Source organism: Leyella stercorea, assembly GCF_021531355.1.
GTDB lineage: Bacteria > Bacteroidota > Bacteroidia > Bacteroidales > Bacteroidaceae > Prevotella.
The window spans coordinates 16,719-35,073 of record NZ_JADYTS010000033.1; the positions used below are offsets into that span (position 1 = coordinate 16,719).

At 41.7% G+C, this 18,355-nt stretch carries 19 protein-coding genes and 1 pseudogene; 1 reads left to right on the plus strand and 19 read right to left on the minus strand.

All coding sequences use genetic code 11. From position 1 onward, the window contains the following. Nucleotides 1-144: 144 nt before the first annotated feature. Nucleotides 145-1,101, minus strand: a complete 957-nt coding sequence (locus tag I6E38_RS08475) for a FimB/Mfa2 family fimbrial subunit (RefSeq protein ID WP_235393561.1) — start codon at nucleotides 1,099-1,101, stop codon at nucleotides 145-147. 215 nt (nucleotides 1,102-1,316) lie between these two features. Here I6E38_RS08475 and I6E38_RS08480 point away from each other — a divergent pair, with 215 nt between their 5' ends. Next, nucleotides 1,317-2,648: an MATE family efflux transporter gene (locus I6E38_RS08480; protein ID WP_235393562.1), complete on the plus strand. Its 1,332-nt coding sequence runs from the start codon at nucleotides 1,317-1,319 to the stop codon at nucleotides 2,646-2,648. 248 nt (nucleotides 2,649-2,896) lie between these two features. Here I6E38_RS08480 and I6E38_RS08485 read toward each other — a convergent pair whose 3' ends face one another. From I6E38_RS08485 to I6E38_RS08570, 18 genes and pseudogenes are all read right to left on the minus strand, one after another. Then, nucleotides 2,897-4,624, minus strand: a complete 1,728-nt coding sequence (locus I6E38_RS08485; RefSeq protein WP_235393563.1) for an alpha-amylase family glycosyl hydrolase — start codon at nucleotides 4,622-4,624, stop codon at nucleotides 2,897-2,899. 64 nt (nucleotides 4,625-4,688) lie between these two features. Next, nucleotides 4,689-4,817: pseudogene (locus I6E38_RS15450) on the minus strand (glycoside hydrolase family 97 C-terminal domain-containing protein); the annotation flags it as partial. Nucleotides 4,818-5,165: 348 nt separating this feature from the next. Then, nucleotides 5,166-6,119 (minus strand): WYL domain-containing protein, encoded by a 954-nt coding sequence (locus tag I6E38_RS08495; RefSeq protein WP_235393564.1) that lies wholly within the window; start codon nucleotides 6,117-6,119, stop codon nucleotides 5,166-5,168. 54 nt (nucleotides 6,120-6,173) lie between these two features. Continuing rightward, the gene (locus I6E38_RS08500; protein ID WP_235393565.1) at nucleotides 6,174-7,055 is read right to left on the minus strand and encodes a hypothetical protein; all 882 of its coding nucleotides are present in this window, start codon (nucleotides 7,053-7,055) and stop codon (nucleotides 6,174-6,176) included. 212 nt (nucleotides 7,056-7,267) lie between these two features. Then, nucleotides 7,268-7,711, minus strand: a complete 444-nt coding sequence (locus I6E38_RS08505) for a hypothetical protein (RefSeq protein WP_235393566.1) — start codon at nucleotides 7,709-7,711, stop codon at nucleotides 7,268-7,270. Then, nucleotides 7,712-7,924, minus strand: coding sequence for a hypothetical protein (locus tag I6E38_RS08510; protein ID WP_235393567.1), 213 nt, complete (start codon nucleotides 7,922-7,924; stop codon nucleotides 7,712-7,714). It abuts the gene before it with no gap. A 3-nt stretch (nucleotides 7,925-7,927) separates the two neighbouring features. Next, complete coding sequence (locus I6E38_RS08515) at nucleotides 7,928-8,518, minus strand: DUF4112 domain-containing protein (protein ID WP_235393568.1); 591 nt, start codon at nucleotides 8,516-8,518, stop codon at nucleotides 7,928-7,930. A 5-nt stretch (nucleotides 8,519-8,523) separates the two neighbouring features. Beyond that, nucleotides 8,524-10,695 carry a hypothetical protein gene (locus I6E38_RS08520; RefSeq protein WP_235393569.1) on the minus strand — a complete coding sequence of 724 codons (2,172 nt, stop codon included), beginning with the start codon at nucleotides 10,693-10,695 and terminating at the stop codon, nucleotides 8,524-8,526. 23 nt (nucleotides 10,696-10,718) lie between these two features. Then, on the minus strand, nucleotides 10,719-11,351 hold the full coding sequence (locus I6E38_RS08525) for a hypothetical protein (protein WP_235393570.1): 633 nt from the start codon (nucleotides 11,349-11,351) through the stop codon (nucleotides 10,719-10,721). A 142-nt stretch (nucleotides 11,352-11,493) separates the two neighbouring features. Then, complete coding sequence (locus tag I6E38_RS08530; RefSeq protein WP_235393571.1) at nucleotides 11,494-11,979, minus strand: hypothetical protein; 486 nt, start codon at nucleotides 11,977-11,979, stop codon at nucleotides 11,494-11,496. A 139-nt stretch (nucleotides 11,980-12,118) separates the two neighbouring features. Next, entirely contained in the window at nucleotides 12,119-13,642 is a 1,524-nt protein-coding gene (locus I6E38_RS08535; RefSeq protein WP_235393572.1) for an AAA family ATPase, read from the minus strand. 10 nt (nucleotides 13,643-13,652) lie between these two features. Next, nucleotides 13,653-14,819: a hypothetical protein gene (locus tag I6E38_RS08540; protein WP_235393573.1), complete on the minus strand. Its 1,167-nt coding sequence runs from the start codon at nucleotides 14,817-14,819 to the stop codon at nucleotides 13,653-13,655. A 4-nt stretch (nucleotides 14,820-14,823) separates the two neighbouring features. Then, nucleotides 14,824-15,495: a hypothetical protein gene (locus I6E38_RS08545; protein ID WP_235393574.1), complete on the minus strand. Its 672-nt coding sequence runs from the start codon at nucleotides 15,493-15,495 to the stop codon at nucleotides 14,824-14,826. Nucleotides 15,496-15,499: 4 nt separating this feature from the next. Continuing rightward, a complete protein-coding gene (locus I6E38_RS08550) occupies nucleotides 15,500-15,850 on the minus strand; it encodes a hypothetical protein (RefSeq protein ID WP_235393575.1) in 351 nt (116 codons plus the stop codon). Nucleotide 15,851: 1 nt separating this feature from the next. Then, nucleotides 15,852-16,304: a hypothetical protein gene (locus I6E38_RS08555; RefSeq protein WP_235393576.1), complete on the minus strand. Its 453-nt coding sequence runs from the start codon at nucleotides 16,302-16,304 to the stop codon at nucleotides 15,852-15,854. A 16-nt stretch (nucleotides 16,305-16,320) separates the two neighbouring features. After that, complete coding sequence (locus I6E38_RS08560) at nucleotides 16,321-16,716, minus strand: hypothetical protein (RefSeq protein WP_235393577.1); 396 nt, start codon at nucleotides 16,714-16,716, stop codon at nucleotides 16,321-16,323. Nucleotides 16,717-16,744: 28 nt separating this feature from the next. Then, entirely contained in the window at nucleotides 16,745-17,887 is a 1,143-nt protein-coding gene (locus I6E38_RS08565) for a hypothetical protein (protein WP_235393578.1), read from the minus strand. A gap of 38 nt (nucleotides 17,888-17,925) precedes the next feature. Further along, nucleotides 17,926-18,147, minus strand: a complete 222-nt coding sequence (locus I6E38_RS08570) for a DUF6140 family protein (RefSeq protein ID WP_235393579.1) — start codon at nucleotides 18,145-18,147, stop codon at nucleotides 17,926-17,928. Nucleotides 18,148-18,355: the final 208 nt, after the last annotated feature.

Below are 18,355 nucleotides of genomic sequence, written 5' to 3' on the forward strand. Positions count from 1 at the left end.
ACTTTGCAGATGTAGCAATGCATGGTTAGGTGGAAGTTGGGGTAGTTGTAGTCTACTGTTGTCAACAGACTTTCCATTCGCCATAACCTCTTTGTGTGGCAAATATACGATTGTCGTCGCAGATTATACCAGTTTCTTCAGAAGTTAGTATTTAAATTCTTCGTACTGCCAAACGTCGGTTGTTGATAGTGTGAATTCTTGGTCGTTTTCGGGGACTACGTTGAAGAAATGGCCTTTGTAGCATATATATTTGTTCTTGGATATAGCTACATCGCTTATTGTCTTTGAGAACAGTATGGTAGATGAGCTTGTCGATGACATGGCAGATATTTCCACCTTTAGCTTCTTGTTTTCCTCAGAGTTGTGAGGGAATGTATAGATGTCGTAGTAGGATCCTTCGTTATAGGCGCTCTCTGTCACATCTCTCAGCTCTGTTTGTTTGGAGTTGACGCATCCGTATCCTGTTATAGCGTTGAAGGTGGAGCTTCCTCCAGTGTAGTAGAACTTCATTACTTTTACATCTGATGGAGTATGGTCTTCCACTACAAGTCGAAACTTAGCAACGGCTCTCTTCAACGTCATGTCGTAGTTACTGTCTTCCTCTACGTCGATGACGTTATAATAATAAAAGGTGTCGGTGATTTTGTTGTCTTTGAATGTCACTTTTTCGGGATTGGACAATGTGGCGTTCCCGTCACCGCTGTGTGCTATTACTAATACAGCATATTTGCCTTTGGATAAGTTTAGGGTTATTTTGCCGAACGAGTCGTCGTCGGTTGTTTGGTTTAGTGTCTTGATTCTTTCTCCTGTCTTGTAATCGAACAAAGCGAAGTTGATTCTTGTACATAGTTCTGAAATGGGAGTTGCTTCTGAAGTTCTGCTTTGTTGTGCTTCGTATTCGGGTGAATTGCCTTGTGCTTGACTGAATGATTTCTGGTTAGTCTTGAAATTTCCGAACGTGATTCTAACCACGTCACCATTTGGAGTTTCTGTTTCTTGATACTCATTCTCGTCTTCGTACAAGGGATTCTCGCATGCTGTTGTTAGGTTGCAAAAGGCAATGGCAAGCAATGTATAGGTGAGTTTGCTATATATAGCCATAATTTGTTAGATTTAGGATGTTAATAATAGCAAATATACAAATAACAATGAAGCGAAAAAACAATTTAAAGTGAAATAAATACTAAACTGTACGTTTTTACGATTTTTTAATATTTTTTCGTAAGTTGAGAAGTTATCAAATCGTATTTTCGATGATAGAAAGTATTTATCTTTGCAGTAGTTTTATGAAGACAAACAGCAACGAAGTAAACAATATGAACGAAAAATATCAGTTTCTTACCCACGCGCCTGTCCATCGAGTGATAGGCGCAATGGCTATTCCGACAATCATATCTATGTTGTTGACCAGTGTGTATAATCTGGTCGACACTTTTTTTGTTGGACAGATAGACACGCAGTCAACAGCAGCAGTAGGTATAGTGTTTAGCGTGATGTTCTTCATACAGGCGTTCTCTTTCTTCTTCGGCAATGGCTCGGGCAACTATATCTCCCGACAGCTTGGCGCTCAGAAGACGGAGAATGCAGAGACGATGGCAAGTACGGGACTTTTTTACACATTGGTGTTTTCTGTGGTGATAATGCTGACGGGCTTGTTTTTCCTTGAACCTATCAGCATTCTTCTGGGCAGTACACCCACCATTCTGCCTTATACATGTCAGTATCTGGGTATCAGTCTGCTGGGCACACCATTTATCATGGGTACTTTCTGTATCAACAACCAGATGCGATTTCAGGGTTTTGCCAAGTATTCGGTTTATGGAGTGGTCAGCGGCTCCATCATCAATTGTCTTCTTGATCCACTCTTCATCTTCGGCTTTTCTATGGGCGTTCGCGGAGCGGCATTGGCATCTGTCATAGGTCAGTTTTGTGGATTTGTCGTTCTGCTAATGATGAGTAGAAAGGAGGGCGTGATTCATTACAGTCATCGCAAAATTTCCTTTGAGGGAAGATTTTTGAAGGAAATCATCGCAGGAGGAACACCCTCCATCTCTCGCCAGGGACTTGCAAGTATTAGCAGCATCGCCCTGAACAGCGTTGCCGGAAACTATGGCGATGCTGCCATTGCTGCCATGAGTGTCGTTACTCGTATAGGCATGTTCATCTTTAGCGTCATTATTGGCTTAGGTCAGGGATTTCAACCTATGTGCGGCTTCTGCTACGGCGCCAAACTCTATGATAGGGTAAAGGAAGGATTCTGGTTTAGTACAAAGATTGGTACAGTATTCCTTTTATTCTGGGCTGTGGTTCTAATCATTTTCAGCGAGGAGGCTGTAGCTTTGTTCCGTAACGACCCGGACGTGATAGCTATAGGCATTCAAGCGTTGCGTTACCAGATGATTGTATTCCCAGCATGTAGCTTTATGATGATGGCAAACATGATGATGCAGACGTGCAGAAAGACAATACGTGCCAACATACTTGCAGCTTCGCGACAAGGATTGTTTTTCATCCCTCTCATCATCATCCTTCCTCATTATTTGGGGCTGTTGGGAGTGGAAATCTGCCAGGCTGTGAGCGATCTTATCTCTCTCATTGTGACCATTCCAATAGTGTGGACAGCGTTAAGGGAGATGAATATGGCATAGGCTTCACAATGCGGATTCCATGTTTATAAACCAGTAATGATCGGCACGTTTAGGCTGCTTGTTTGTTATGAGAATCATGTAAAAAGTTTGCCTGGTTAGCAGAAATTGTAAAATGATAGGTTCCATCCCCATGTGTATTGGGATGGAACCTATCAATGGGCGGCTGGTGATTCTACAGAGAACATATTGGTAAAAACATTCTCTTATTATATGCCTTCTGCATAATCATTACCATAGAAGATAGAGCTCTATCTTTCCACCTTGAATATGGCGGCACTTATGCCTGAAGCTTTAATCACATCAGTCTTTTTTCCTGATTTATACACAACCTTTCCTGTGGAAAGAACAGAAACAGCCTTACCACCAACGGAGCTGATATTGAGAGAGGCTGCCTTGGCACCAGGATTCACGACAACAACATACTCCTCCTCACCCAAAGTACGCTCATATACCATCGGATATTCCTGACCCTTCTGGTTCAGGAGCTTCCAATCACCCTCATTGTCAAGAGCCTTTGCAGAATGACGCAAAGCGGTCAGCTTACGGGTATATGACAACAGAGAATTCTGATCACCCTGCTGAGCCTCAACGGTCAACTTTCCGTTTTCCGTATCTACAGGGAAGTAGAGCTTATCAGGTGCACTCGTAGAGAAGCCGGCATTCTTACCCTTGGTCCACTGCATCGGAGTACGGGTACCCGAACGCTCATTGCTACCCTCCTTGTTAGGGAGATTCATCTGATACTTCATACCAATCTCATCACCATAATAGATAAACGGAATACCGGGCATGGTGAGGAAGAAGGTCATCGCCACCTTCAACTGGTCTGGCGTATTGCGGGTACCGATGTTAGGGCGCTGGTAATCGTGGTTGGCAGATGGAACAGCGATGTAGCCGAGATTCTTGGTGGCATTGTATGCCTTGGTATAGTTCTCGCTAAATTCCTTAAGCGAACCCTTGCCCTGCTTGTCGAAATAGCAGTTCTGGTAACTCTGCTCCCACTTGCCCCATGGGGTCTTGCGGTCGAAGAACAGAGAGGCATAGCCCTTGAGACCGAAATGGATGTAGAAATCGATGTTGAAGCCGGCAGGAATGGCTTGCTGCGGATTAGCCCACTCTGAAATCAAGACGGTCTCTGGATAATACTTATCCTTCCAGGCACGCATCTCATTCCAAAGCTTGGAAACCTCCTTCTTGTCGGGGTCGTTCTTGATAAGCGATGACGCCATATCTACACGGAAGCCATCCACACCCTTATCAAACCAGAAAGCCATGATGTTACGTATCTCCCTGCGGACAGCCTGTGGTCCTGGAGCATCTACGCCCTGCTCCCAAGGATGATTTGGATCTGGATGAGCAAAACCATAGTTCAAGGCAGGCTGGCACTCGAAGAAATTCTTCTCATAATACTTGGCACGAGGAGCATTAGCCTCCACATATCTGCCTCGGGTACTAGACTCCGGACTTGCTTCCTGATGACGGGCTTCTATTTCTTTCTTCTCACTCTCAGGGATATCATTCATCCAGATATAATAATCACTGTAACGCTGGTTAGGATCTTTCTCGGAAGACTCCTTAAACCAGGAACACTTGGTGCTGGAATGTCCTGCCACCAGATCGAGACAAACCTTGATGCCACGCTTATGGGCCTCATTGACCAAAGTAACCAAATCGGTATTGGTACCGAATCGAGGATCCACCTTGTAGAAATCTATGACATCATAACCACCATCAAACCATCCCGACTCAAAGATCGGATTGAGCCAGAGGGCGTTCACACCCAGAGACTTGATGTAATCCAACTTGGAAGTGATACCCAGCAGATCGCCAATACCATTGCCATCAGTATCCATATAGGAAGATGGATAAATCTGATAGAAAAGTGCATCACTCAACCAAGCCGGTCCCTTCTTCTGTTCTGCCTGAGCAGAAAGTGTGGTTGCCGCCAAGGCAGCAACCAACAACATTTTATTCATTCTTTTCATGAGCATTATTATTAATTCAAGAAAAATCTCTCATAACAACTTAAAATCCTGCATTTTATTGTGCAAGAATGCTAATTGCAAATCCGCCACCTGCAACAGAGTTCAACTTCAGAACAGACTTGCTGTTCACAGTCTTCTTGGTGATGACATAAGCCTGAGGATTGGTCTTGTAGTTGGCATTTTTGCGATTGCAAATTTAATAGTTTTTATCGATATTTCGTAACCTTATTAATAAAATAGTGGAACAAAAACGACAAAAAACGCAATAACCACCTCATTATCAAACAATTTTCTTCTTTAACAGAAAAATAATCCACATTTTCTCCCTTCATCCTATGTGGGCCATTGCCCATATCATTCCTTACATATTATATTAAGTATGGGAATGGTTAGTAATAAGTAGGGAAAGATTGATTCATAAAATAATAAATCCCGGCAGGAGATAGCATGCAGCTATTCTCTTGCCGGGATTTTTAGTAATGTAGCTTAGCCCCTTGAATTTTCCATTTTCCAGGAGAGAAATACTAAGCCCTTATTCCTCCCCATTCAGGCATTCGCCCGTCTCATAACTCTTCGTCATATCCTTTAAGATACCAATCATCTCCTGCCTTAGGCTCTCAGGTTTCAGTACGATGATATTTCTGCCATGCCACAACAGTTCCTGAAGGAAATCACGGCTGGGGCGAATGTTGAGGGTATATTCCCGATACATTCCGTCTTTCGACTCCTTCACTTTCTGCTGACTCTCGTGCAGCGGAACCTCCTCGATGTAATTGTATTCCGGATAGAAGGCACGGATGCGGATTTTTTCCACGGGTACATCTTCCATCCGATAGATGCCAAAGCAATCTTCATAATAATTCTCTGGAGTCAGGAATTTCTTTATCTTTGCCGGCAACGGATGCTTCTCGCAAATAAGCTTCAGGAAACTGATGCGGTCGAAAGGAAGACAGCGAACGAGTTTCCTCACATCTTCCTCTGCACTTGAATTCTTCACTCCCACAACGTACCATCTCTGCTTGTAGTATCTCACGAAAGCCGGTTGTAGCACGATATCGCTCTCTGCTCCGAAACCCGAAACATACTTAAATTTCAGCAGATATTGCTTATCTATCGCTACAAGAATATCATCAAGATATACCGTGTTGTATGGCGGCGTATCGAGCATCACCTTATTGTGAAACTTCAGCATATCACCTAACGAAGCCAACCGCAGGGAACTCAGCATCCATTCCGTTACATCATCGTCATCCACGGGATCACGCTTCAGATAATACCGATAGCCGTCGCTCTTGTTACATTCCACAGTAATGCCAAACTGCGACTGGATATTCTCACGATAACGATGAAAGGTACGTTTGTCCAGCACATCTTTATCCTGATTAACACGGGCTTCTTTCCATTCATCAGCAATCTCATCAAAGGTAAGATGCTTACAATCCAAGATGCCTATCAGCCAACTATAGAATTTTACACGATTGTCCATAATCTCTAAATATCTAATGAAAATTTAAAAGAATATTGCATCACAATTTATTTTTCACCTTTCCAAACAAGGCACACCCTCAGGCCAATGAGGGTCATTCTCGTTTACAATATCTCGCTGCTCTGACACGCTGCGCTCATAATTCAATTTCACATTGAGAGTGAAATCATCCATGCGGAGAATATCAGGCAAGCACCAAGGCATGTGAGTATGCAAGGCATGCATCGCATAACAGATACATAAATGGTCATAAGCCTTGTTGTGCAGATAGCCTTCCGCCCACGACGTGCCATCGTCCAATGTATCTGTCAACTCTTTCAATGTTTCCTCCTCTGTACTAAAGAATATGGCATGCGAACCATTCACAATGGTATCCATCTTACAATGTCCTGTACTGAGCAACTCATCTGTCAGATGAATCATATAGTCGAAGTCGGAACCGTAATAGTCATCATTCTCCAGATGCAAGACCGAGTCTTTGTCAGCATACTCGAATCGAAGCGTACTGTCCAAGTCGTAGCAGAAACGGTCGTCCACCTTGTATGGCGAACGGTAGAGCGTAAGCCAAAGGTTACGGCACTGCTCAAAACACTCCAAGGTGAGCTTGTAGAGTTTGTCGTTCAACTTGCTCAATCGTTCCACCTCGGCAGCAGTAGGATGAAGCATCATCTCGTCGAGCGTCACCTCACGAAGCCCGAGCAAGTCGTCCAAGAGCTCTCGCTCCGACTCACTGAAGTTTCTGAAGAAATAGTCAGGATTGTTCACTTCCCGATTCACCACCTTCTTGACACGACGCTCCACCTCTTGCACGATGGCACGCTTATCCTCTATCGTGGTCTTTTCTCTTATAAAGTCAAAAAAATTGAAGTTAGGATCAGCATTATAGCTACGGTCGTTCTCTACATCATCTATCAGTTTCATCCATTCTTCCTTCATATTTCCCTACTATTTTACCATTACACACTTCTATTATTTTATCATCGCCGAAACTTCCTCCCCGTATCTTGTAGGGAGCGTTTCGCTTCAACGTCTTCTCCAAATACTCCAAGTCCTTGGATCGGAGATTAGTGAGAGCAAAATCCACCTCATTCAGTTGCGACAGCAAAGATAATGGTATGGTGTGTCAAATTGTGGCACAGGCGAGAAAATTATCTCAAAAATTTTTGTATCACCTTGTACCAATAGTCCCAAGAATAGCCTACGGAAGGATGATTCACCACAAGGACCTTTACATGCTTGCCACCAGGCATCATGTAGAATCCATTAGGCACCCAAGTGCCTTCCACTTCGATGTCATTGCAATCCACCCAGTGAACATCAGAAACTTGCTCTTGGCGCCAGTGACCGCCAGGCAAATTATTCCAAAGCCTCTTGCCCCATACGATGATGTACTCGGGCTGGTACTTTTCGATAACCTCAAAGAAAGCCTTGCCAGCCTGGTGATATTGTTCGGCTGTGCCAGCCTCGCGAGGACCACCCATCGCCACTTGCAGATAGTTGAAGAAGATGACCGAGTTCCAAATCTTCAGCCTCATTGCTTGATTGGTCTCCTCACCCACTAACGAACGCTCAAACTTCAGGAAAGTCCGCATCTAGTTCTGGCGTTCCTTATTCTCATTGAGATAATCATCAAGCACCTGCTGCGTAGAGTTCATACACTCGCGATGCAGACGGCAGTCGCCACAATCCGCACAACTCTCATCACAATAATGACTCTCGCCCAATATCATGATTCGCTTGCCAAAGATGCCTCCGTTGGCATAATCCTTGCCAACGAAGGGTTGAAAGAAAATGTTACTGCTCATATTTTAGAACAATGAAACTATCCAATCCCAAACCATGGTTCCCAAACTGATGGCCCATGAAATTAGCACATAAATCAACCAGCAAAGCACGACAATGAACACAGCCGTCCAGAAGGCCTTCTTGTTCACCTTGTTGATAATCTCCTTATCATCCTCGATATACCCGGTAACCAATCTCAGGTTCTCTACATACGAACGCTTGAATACATCCAGCACATCACCTATATAGAAAGGTATGGCTCCTATCAGCACATCCATCAAGATATTATAGATGACAGCCAATGTCAGCGGAATAGACTTAACCACGCAAAGACTGTAGTAGATGAATGGGAAAGCAAACACGCTCGACAATGCATCACCAATACCGGCTGGAAGGATGAAACCAAGGATAGGATCCAAGAAATACTTGTCCATATACTTTGCCGTACCTACCATCAGACGATATGATGGCATGTTCATCATCTTCTCACGCTTTGCAGCTTTTTTATCAGCCCTCGCCTGTTCTTTGGCAAGAGCCGCCTCTCGCTTTTGATCTTCTTTTGCGAAATCCATGCCCAAATCAGCCTGGGCCTGCTGTCTTCTTGAACTTTCCATACACCTTATAATTCTATTTGTTTCTTACCATTTATAAATTCCGTGAACTCATGTTCTGAGAGAGAGAAACCGCTCAAATCACTCATCAGCTCCATAGCCTGCTTGCGCTCCTCCTCGCTGCCAGCCAGATTGACACGCTTAAACACCTCACGAAGATAAGCACTCTTGTTGTCTATCTTAGCCATCTCACGCTTAAACTCATCTGCATGTTTCTTCAACTCCTTATCGTATGCAGCCGAAGCCAAGCTACCACTGAGCTGCTGCGCTTTGAGCTTGGCAAAGCTGGCAAACAGGGCGATACCTTTCTGTAAGGATTGTTCCATCGCACCAGTTAACTGCGCCAAGTCTTCCTCGCTATACTCTGCAGGTTTGTTCTGTTGTGCGGTCTTACCCTCTATCTTCTTATGGTCTTTCGTGTATGCTTCCACTCCATCGAGGAAATTCTTAGCCATATCCTTGTCGGCATGAAGATTATCTGCCAACATTCCTGTAAACAGAGAAATGTTCTGCTCCACATCAGCAGGAAGCTTGGCTGCCTCCCGATAATCGGGAATATCGACCGTATGCACCAACTTCTCGTCTATCTTGCTCTCCATGATTTCTCGTCCGAGTTTCAACATGGCAACCATATCACGAAGATGTTTCAGCATCTTCAGCTTCAAGTCGTCAGAGCAAACTATCTTGCTTCTGATCTCCTTAGAAACCTTATCCAGTTCACTGGAGAGTTTGGCATACTCATTTTTGATGCGGGTTTGTTCCTCACGATGCGATTCCAATTCCTCCTTATCCAACTTCAAATCTACCTGATAGCTCTCATATTCTCTTACAAGAGGGAAGCATACTGCATTCCATTCGGCAAAGTCACGATAGTAGTTCTTGTTGGCCATACCAAAGGTGATCCAGTTGACGAGGAAGAAAGGCTTGGAAGGCTTCTTCGCCTTCGCTTCCATATAGCTTCCCTGCTTAGACTCCAAGGTAGCGGTGATGTCATTAATCAGCGAGGTATAGACATCGATGTTCTGAAGATGATCGTTCATCTCCATGTCCAGCGCCTTCATCTGCTGAAGCAGACATTTTCGTTGCTCCTCCAATGGACGAATAGTCTCATCAGCATACAAAGCATCAAGCGTCGCCTTCAAGTCAGAAGCCAACAGTTTTTCTCCATAACGCAAGAACACATTCGCCTTCGGGATTACCACATCATTGAGCGTTTTACAGATTACCAACAATCGTCCCATATCAGCCTTGATGCGAGTGGCATCATGCTTCACGCTGGTTTGGAAAACTGATAAATCAGACTTCAAACGATTAGCGCGTTCACTTGCTCCCATATAGTGTTCGAGCATGGTAAGTCCTGCCATCGCCAATCCCAAGGACTTGTTGCCGTTCGACAAAGACTTATAAGCCTGCAAAGAACCTTGCAAGGAAGTACGGAAACTAACAGAAATCTCACCAATCAAAGCTGCACATTTTTCCGTGAGCTTGTTATATTCCAGCTCCACATACTTAAGCATCTCGTCCACATCCAGCCACTCTATTCTTTTAAAATCGAACAAGTCTGGAGAAACCATCTTGATGGAGTCGCCATAGATATCGATAAGTTTCAGGGCATAGTCACGATAAACCGTCCCGATATCACTACGCAAGGAGGTAAAATCTTCGATGTTTCCACGAACGCTATCCTCAGCATAGTGATAAGCCTCCACCATCTTGGTATATTTATCAAACATGGTGGAAGCCTTACTTCTTACATCTTTCACGCCATTCGTACCCATGACAATATCAGCCATCTTCGACGTTCCCTTAGCAAGAACCAGGTTAAGGTTCAATTCCACTTGCTCTTTCAACTGCTCCAAAGCAGATGAAGACAACGCCAGTTCCGTCTCGGCTATCTTCAAAGCCTCCTCCTTGTTGCCCTGTTCCAGACTGTCATTCAACTTGTATTCAGCCACAAGGGTTGTACGTGAATTATTTGAAACAAAAGCAATGGCGATATTGCCGTTATCATGGAAATATCTGTAAGCATCAAATACCAGCTTACTCACCTCCGAGGAATCGGAAGCTATACCATACTTCTTCAGTTCAAAAGCCAAATCTGCACGAAGATACGTCTTGTTCTCCTTGCAGAGTTCATCAGCAATCGTCTTGATGTTCTTGTATATTTCTAATTTGTCCATAGTAATAATATTTAGAGTATACGTTATTCTAAGAATGGTATCTTAACCCAGCGTTTGGAATTGTTTATCTGTGGGAACGCAAATCCCGATTTATATTCCCTTATCCACTTCTCGAAAGCCTCATCCGATGGCTTTCCTAAAGCCGGGTACAATGCGTTCTGTTTCACTTCAATCTGAAGGGGCTTTTCCTTGCGATAGTCCTTCAATGTATCTTCCTGCACGAGGTAGAGGCCATTGTCCAAAAAGATTGAAGCCCTGTAGCTTCTGTCTTTGGTGTATTCTCGCATCCACTCTCTGCCGTCACTGAGCGATTTCATATACCAATACCTCGTATAGGCCCAAGTGAACCTTTTCGGTTGAGCCGCTCCATGAATAAAGTCACGGTATACTGCTATCGGCATGTTTACGCCCCAACACACTAATACCGTATCGCCATTGGCCATCAAGGTCATGTCCTTCAACATCTCTTTTTCGGTCATATTCTCCGATTTCCGCCAAAGCAGCTGCTTCTCGCGGTATTCCAACTTGGCAGCCTCCTTCATCTTGTGGCAATAGCCACTTGAGCTAAAGAAGAACCCATAACCCGATGTTACCACCAGTACGGCAATCAATACCGCAACCGACCTACATACTCTTTTTCTGATGTTCTTTTCCATTGTTACATTACATTATATAGTTATACATTTGATTTCGGCTGCGAAGTAACTATACAGGTGCGTCAAATGGTGACAGAACATCAAGAAAAAAGTAAGAACGCTCTATTTTTTTGCGAAATAGACGTCAGTCACCTATAACGAATCAATAGACTAATGACATTTCTATTCCAATATTTCCCTGTTCAAATAAGATATTGTCAAGTTTCAGTTTTTCAAACACTTTCTGCAATTTGTCAATGTCTCCAAGGCGCAACTTAACGATATTGCCAGGCATCTGTTCCACCCAACCTGCTTTCTCCGGCACAAGTTTCTTGGCATAAGAGATTGCAGGCGAAACAAGCAGGTCAATACCCATATTGCCGTCATACGATAAGAACAAGTCGGTGCCTTCAATCTTCTTCACAATAAGATTTATGCTTATAGACTTTGTAAAGCCCAGCACCTTGATAGGTACAGAGACAGAAACAGTAGCTCCATCAACATACACAAGATTCACTGTCTTATGAAAATGACTGGCTACATAATCCTGCAGCTCAGTATAAGTAATCGCCAACTTCATAATATTATCGTTTATCTGACAGTAGCGGAGGTTTCCAGCCTCCGCCACACCGAGTGTTTCACAATTCAAGACTTTTTCTTCAAGAATAAGTCTATCAACTTACCAATAAAGCCCTCAGACTTCGGACAAGGATCTTCAAAGATTGTGCCGCGGCGTCTAAGTTCATCTAATATTTTGTTTTCTTTGTTTGACATACTTGTCTACATTTTTATTTTGTTACATCTCCAGTTGTTGCATCCTTAAAGTTATTCTCCTTGAATGCTTTCTTCATATCATCAATCTGTTGCTTGCAAGATTTTGTAATGCTTACAGTCTTACTTGCGATGTCCTTCAAGAGTCTCTCATCAAAGGCTGTGCCTTTATTATCCAAGCTGTCTATGAAACATTTCTCAACAGCTTCGTTCACCACCGACTCTATGTCAGCACCGTTAAAACCTTCGGTTATCAGACTGACAGAATTCAATGCTGCTTCGCCAAGGTTTTTCTTCTTTTTACCAATATGAATCTCAAAAATTTTCTTTCGCTCATCTTTATCCGGCAAGTTAACACAGAATATTTCATCAAAGCGTCCTTTACGCTTTAGCTCTGGAGGCAGATTATGAGCATTGTTAGCTGTTGCAATAACATAAACACTACTCGTCTTCTCCTGCATCCACGAAAGGAAATAGCCGAACATACGGGTCATGATGTCGTTGTTACCACCGACACCCGAAAAGGCTTTCTCAATCTCGTCAATCCATAGCACACAAGGTGCAGCAGCCTCAGCAATTTTAATAGCCTTACGCAAGTTGCCCTCGCTCTCACCCACATACTTTCCCATCATACTGCCCATGTCGAGCTTCAGCAAAGGTGTGTTAAACAATGCAGCCGACGCTTTCGCACACAGCGACTTTCCACAACCAGGCATACCAACGATAAACACACCTTTAGGTATTGAAACGCCAAATTCCTGAGCTTTAGGCAAGTCAGTAATCACTTTCGACTTATTCTGCAGATAATCCTTCAAAGCATTCAAACCACCGATATCTTTCAAGGACGCAGGAGTATCTATCAATTCCAACAAGCCAGACTTCTTTACCATCGCCTTCTTCTGTTGAAGAATCATTTCTGTATCCTCGGCACTCAACGAGCCATTGCTGCTCATCGCCATGTCAAGCATTCGGTCTATCTCAAAGCTCGTCATACCCTTCAAAGATGGCATCAGCTTCTTTCTGTCCTCATCTTTGAAATTGTCATAGCAGTTCACCTCGACATGCTCGTCTATAAGCTGATTGATTTCATCTTCTTCCGGGAACGGAATTTCCAAGTAGGACACATACTTCTCCAATTCTTGTGGCACCTTAAGAACAGAGGAAACTATAATGACGGTTGTATTATAATCTCTATCATACAACTTACGCTGAGCTATCAACTGAAGCAAAGTCTTGATTGCCGGTTCTTCTATAAAATCTTGAATATCCTTCAACACCAAGAACTTTTCTTTTAGATTAGTATCAGTAGTATACTTCTCATTTAAGAAAAACTCCAATGTGTCGTTATCTCCCAAGCCTTGACATTCCTTAGTCTTGAAGTTAGTAGTTCCAGTTGCAGGATTCCATTCAAACACCTTGCTTGTGCCAACAATCTCCTTTATGATTTCATCTATACGGACAAAATCATAATCGTTGATATAGATGATTGGTGTATTAACATCTATCATCTTCTGAAAATCAGATATTATCTTCTTGTTCATCGCTCTGTGTTTAGTAATCAAACAAATGGTCAACGATAAAACTCAATTGCTCAGGAAACTTAGCTTTAATGAAACAGAATCCATCAATGAGATTTGACGGGTGATGGAAAGAACGGAAAGGATTGAAAGGATTGGCCCCTATCGGCATTGTTGTACAGCCTATCATACTATTCAATCCATTTCCAATCATGTATTGTGCTAATGGGTAATGATAATCTTCAGCTAACTTCACAAACAAACCAGGTATTTCTTTACTATAAGAGTAACGTACCAAGTCCAGCACAAACTTACGTTCTTTGAAAAATACATCCGATTCATCAAGGTCATCATATTTAGCTTCTGCTTCAGCTATAGTAGCTTTCCAATCATGCATTACAGAAGTACTCCATAATGAGGTAAATTCCTGTAGTAATTTCTTGACATCTCGAACAAAATCCTCATCATAAGCTGTTTTTTTTGTTATAAAGCCTATCTTATCATTCTTCCATCTGCAAATCAAATTATCTATTTTCTCTTTTACTTCAGGAGTCAACATCGCTCTCTTCCGAGCAGCACCAAAGGTGTTAGAATTAACAAAATCAATAGCCTTCTGATTTTGAAGTTCGGCAGCCTCTTCTATCAGTTTTATGCCAAGTATAATGTCTTTGAAATTACTTCCATCACTTTTTGTAAATCCCTCGAATGCAAGTTTTCCTCGTTCAAACAAGAATTCAGGGTCTTCTTCATTTTCGAATTTACTGAATACATCCCACCATTCACCATCAGAAGCCTCATTTGCATACTGCTTAAATATAAACTTGGCACCTTCATATTGGCTAAGCAAGTACTTACGTAAAGAATCATAATTCTTGGACGTTCTTTTTTCGCAATCATGCCAATACTCAAACAAAGAGTGGATATCATGAATTTGAGAATTATCGAGTAGTTCTTTCAAGAATAGTTTAAGCACATAAAAATATGCATGTTCATCAAGTTCTTCATTTATTAAAGACTCTACAGAATGTGCTAATTCAGTTTCTCCCAACTGTCTCAACCATCTCGATAGGCGATTATCCTTTATCAATGGCCACAAATCTTGTACGTTGAGGTTCTGACGCAAAGAATCAAGCGAGAAGTGTTCCTCCCCGCCTGATTTTATTCTTATCCGTATAGGTTTTGCTTTAGCTATTATACGCATAATATTATAATCCTAACCAAGAAGCCAGTTTCTTACCGGCTTTAACTAAACCTTTAGCAACAGAACGTACTACCGTTTTTGCGCCTTCAGCCACATATTTCAATCCTTTTCGTACTGCTACTTTTGCAGCAGTTACAATAAACTTCTCTGCACTTTTTATAACAGGAACGAATACAGTAGCTGGAGGATATACCTTTGAGATTAAATCACAAACTCGGTTCAACACAACAGGAACTCCACGCTCTATTACTTTATCAGCAACAGTTACAACACGAGCTACCGTAGCATCAATCAACATGTCTGCTACTTCAATAACATCCAAATCCTCCTTAGCAAGTTTATACGAAAGCTTGACACGGTTCAGACCTTCGTCAATAGCACTCGCAATAGCAATAGGGCTCTTGTCTTCAATAGAAAACGGTAATGTGCCTTGCTCATTAGCAGTTATGATAGCAGCAGCAAACACCTTCTTCAACTTTGCCTCAGAAGCATCACCTACTGGTGAATCCAAGAATTGCTGAACCACCTTAAACTCTTTAAGGCTCTCAACTTCTTCTTTCTCCAATTCACGACCAGACAACAATGACTGAAGTGCAGAATACTTGCGACTCTCACCTTCAATATGAGTACCAAACTCATTACGACCTTCGTCTTCGTTATATGCAGTAAACTTCATAAGCTTAGTCCTCCTCTTCCTTTAAGGTCTCATTGTTCACATTCTCGCCAGCATCAGAAATAGCAGAGACAATTTCGGCTTTCTCCTGCTCGTCACGTTCCTCCAATATTCTGTCCATCTCCGCAAGCATCCATTGCTTGCGAGACCTGCCTTCCTCCTTAGCCTTTTGCAAAGAAGCCATTCTCTCTGCAAAACCATCTATATACTCGTTAGTCTCAGAGAGCAAAGCCTTACCTTTCTCCGAAACTCCCATTCTCTCACACTGATCCTTAACCAGCACCTCAATATCCTGGTCAGGATTGTTTTCTAATAGTTCTAACATCGAAGTCAGAATCTCGTCAAAACTCTTTGCCATATTATAACTTCACTACATTATATTTAGAAATAGTCAACTGGTTGAAATAGTCTTGAATGATTTCCATATGTTTCTTCGCAGAATCAATATCAAAATCATTGCATCTCAACCAAAAAGCCCAATAAACCCGGCTATTATAAATTCCATCAGTTAAATAAACAACTTTTTTCAAGACGAACTCCAAATGTTGCCTAATTGGAACAAATATATTATTAATCTTGGTAGCTTCGTTTCTATCTATACCATTCTTTGTTATCATAAAACCATAATATATACTATAGCCTGGTTTTTGTGTATCAAATTCTATCAACAATTCTCCTTTATAACTAGAGACTTCATACTGACCGTATGATAAACGATATAAAGTTGGTTCATTTGCATCTTTAATTAATTCATTATGCAAATAACCAAGCATTTGTTTTGCCAATTGAGCTTTCAAATCAATATTACTCATTATATGACTTTTTTGCTTATTTTGAAGGATGCATTTCTACAGAGACATTACCCTCTTTGTCTTTAACTAACTTAAGAGAGTATTTTTCATGAATAGAATAAGCTAAAAGAGACCCTCCTACACCAAGGAGCATGGCCAATTGGGTGGTAGTTAAAGTAACTGCACCAACAGTCAATCCCATAGCTGTTAACCCCACAGCACTTCCAGCCAAAGAAGCACCACCAGTGAAAGGAGCTGCTATTACACCTCCTACCAAGGCTAAAGTTCCAACTCCTATTGCCACTTTTTTCACCTTCTTTCTTGAACGAATCTTTTGAGCAACAATCCCAGCATAGGGACCTTCTATTCTTATTGAATCTACCTTATTTTTGATAGCTTCTTGCAGTTCTTCTTTTGTTCTAACTACTATCATAATATTTCCAATTAAAATTGCAACTAATTTAGTTCATGGCCTCCTCTATATCCTCAGCAGAAAAGCCCAATTGTTTTGCTATCTTTTTGAAATACAATTTTTCAGCCAAAGCAACTTTATCTTCTGCTTTCAAGATATCAACTCCTTTTTCTAACAACTTCGCACTATTAGCTTCATCATTTTGAAGAGAAGAGAAATCTATTTGCATCAACTTGTCACAAGCCATGACTTGTGCTAGTTCCAACTGCTCGTCGTCTGACAAGGTTGAATTTTCAATCACATCTGTAAGAATAGCCTCTTTCTTTTCAGACCAATTACCACCAACCTTTGCTAGGTTTATCATAAATTGAATAATCAACTTTTCTGGATTATCCATTACAACAGGATCCTCTATGACTCCAGCCTCTTCCGTAAAAGTTGCCTCTACATATTCATCAGTATCACCTTCCGAAATATGAATGTCAAACATTTGTTCCTTCAATTTCTTTTGAAGACGCTTAGCTGAAGGACGGAATGTTGCAGCAGTTAATCCACCAGAAATAACGCCACCCAAAATTGGAATTGTTTTACCTATGCCTTTAGCAAAAGTATCTTTTGTCAGCTTTATTCCTATCCATTTGGCTACTTGCTTAATAATAGGATAATACACTGTTTTAGTTAAAGCTTTTTGAGGCAAGCGCTTAACAACTTGGACAGCAAATGCCTTAGAAACATTTTTAATTGCATTATTAGCTGCAGCGGCTCCCATCATCACACCGACAAACAAAGTCAACATATCTTGTGACGTTTCGGTAAGATTACCATTTTCATCTCTTAAGTCCGGAATACCATAAAGATAGGCTAATTTCTGTGCCAAGACAAAGGTATGCCAATAATATTGAGCCATGTCTGCTGGGATTGTTGCTGCTATAGCTAAACCTCCTGGAATACCAGCGACAACCGACAAAGATGTAACTTTCAATAAATGATTACTGATACAGGAGTTTGCTAAACTATCTATTCTATCCTCCGAAAGGACATCAACAGGATTTGAGATAGCCTTCTCCAATTCATCTTTAGAGCAATACTGTCGAAGTTCTGATCTCAAAAACGTCTCTCTATCTACTTGTACTCCTGGAATAGCCAAAGCCGAAGACATAACTTTGTTCCATACTGTTACTTCACTTGCCATAATAACTAAATTTTTAAGTTTAAATATAAACGGACCATTTAGTCCAACTTCTTAAATTCAAAATCATTCGGATTGCAGCAGGCTTTCTTATAGTCGAAAGCATAGATGCGCATGTAGGCTTCTTGCACCTCCTTGGCTCCATTATAAAAAGGGGTGTCGGTGTGTTGCATGGTTGTCACTGTCACAACCATTTCTGGTGTGAGGACGGTGCCGTTTGTACGTTTGATACGTTTAGGTTTTACTTGGAATACCTTACTCATAGTATTTCTTTTTAAGGTTTCATATACTGCCGATTTTACAGCTCTCTTTTTTCAAAAAACAAAGATAAGTAAGTGATCTAAATTATTTTTATATATAAGTACTAACATGGCTCATTTTTCGTTTTATAGAAAAAGTAGAATTATGAAACCAATAAAAGTACTTGAATTATCAGAGGTTGATCGCCTCAAATTAGAGAAAGGCTATCAT